Source organism: Stenotrophomonas sp. HMWF003 (genome assembly GCF_003061285.1).
GTDB lineage: Bacteria > Pseudomonadota > Gammaproteobacteria > Xanthomonadales > Xanthomonadaceae > Stenotrophomonas > Stenotrophomonas maltophilia_AP.
This window is the reverse complement of sequence record NZ_QAIW01000377.1, coordinates 1,882-3,234: the sequence shown is the minus strand read 5'-3', so window position 1 is coordinate 3,234 and position 1,353 is coordinate 1,882. Positions and strand designations below refer to the sequence as shown.

Annotated in this window: 1 protein-coding gene and 1 pseudogene; both read left to right on the top strand. The window is 69.0% G+C overall.

Annotation, left to right across the window (positions count from 1 at the left end):
- Positions 1 to 378, top strand: a pseudogene (locus tag DBR34_RS23425) (hypothetical protein); the annotation flags it as partial.
- 89 nt (positions 379 to 467) lie between these two features.
- On the top strand, positions 468 to 1,353 hold an 886-nt coding region (locus tag DBR34_RS15990; RefSeq protein ID WP_128097532.1), incomplete at its 3' end, for a zinc-binding dehydrogenase.

The window sequence follows — 1,353 nt, the reverse complement described above, 5'->3', positions numbered from 1 at the left end:
TATCCGCTGGCGTTGCACGCCGGCTGGCTGACGATGGCGGCCTTCCTCAATACAGCCCAGGTGATCGTGGCCTACCAGTGGTTGCCCACCGGCGACATGTTCGGCTGGAGCGTGGTGCTGCTGGCCCTGGCGACGCTGCTGGCCTGGGCAATGAACCAGCGCCTGCGCGGGCATTTCGCCTATCCGGCTGCCGTGGTGTGGGCGCTGGTGGGTGTGTACGTGAAGCAGTCCGGCTGGCGCCTGCCAGGCGCCGATACGGTGTCGGTGCTGGCGCTGGCAGTGGCCGCGCTGCTGGTGCTGCAGACGCTGATGCTGCGCACGCGGGCGTGGCGTCATCCGACCGTGCCGGTGGTGGCCGCGCACCGCCATCGGCGTTGAGGTCACGCACCTCCGGGCACCGTGTGTGCCCATGCAGGGCCGGGTGCTGCCCGGCAATCCCCCATTGAACTGGCAACAGGAGAATTCCCATGCGCGTTGCATTGCATGACACCTTTGGCGATCCCACCGTCGTGCTGCACGGTGGTGAGGTACCCACCCCGGAACCCGGCGCGGGCGAGGTGCGTATCCGCACCGTGCTGGCCCCCATCCACAACCATGACCTGTGGACCGTGCGCGGCAGGTACGGCTACAAGCCCACGTTGCCGGCGGTCGGCGGCAGTGAAGCGACCGGCGTGATCGACGCGCTGGGCGAAGGCGTGCAGGGCCTTGCGGTCGGCCAGCGGGTCAGCGCCGCATCCGTGCATGGCACCTGGGCCGAGCAGTTCATCGCACCGGCGAAGATGGTCATTCCGATGCCGGACGCGATCGATGATGAAACCGCGGCGCAGCTGATCGCGATGCCGCTGAGCGCGCTGATGCTGCTGGAGTTCCTGCAGGTGCGCGAGGGCCAGTGGATCCTGCAGAACGCGGCCAATGGCGCGGTCGGCAAGGCGCTGGCGATGCTGTCCAAGGCGCGCGGCGTGCACTGCGTGAACCTGGTGCGGCGCGATGCCGGCGTGGCGGAAATGGAGGCCCTGGGCATCGACAACACGATCTCCACCGCGCAGTCGGACTGGATGGCGCAGGTGCAGGCGCGGGTGGCCGGCGGCTCGATCGCCGCGGCGGTGGACTCGGTGGGTGGGCGTGCCAGCAGCGAGCTGATGACCCTGCTGGGCGACGGCGGCACGCTGGTGTCGTTCGGCTCTATGACCGGCGAGCCGATGCAGCTCAACTCGGGCGATGTGATCTTCAAGCAGGCCACGGTGAAGGGGTTTTGGGGCAGCAAGGTGAGCCAGGCGATGGCCCCGGACGACAAGCGCCGGCTGGTCGGCGAGCTGCTGCAACTGGCCGCACGTGGCGGGCTGAGTCTGCCGG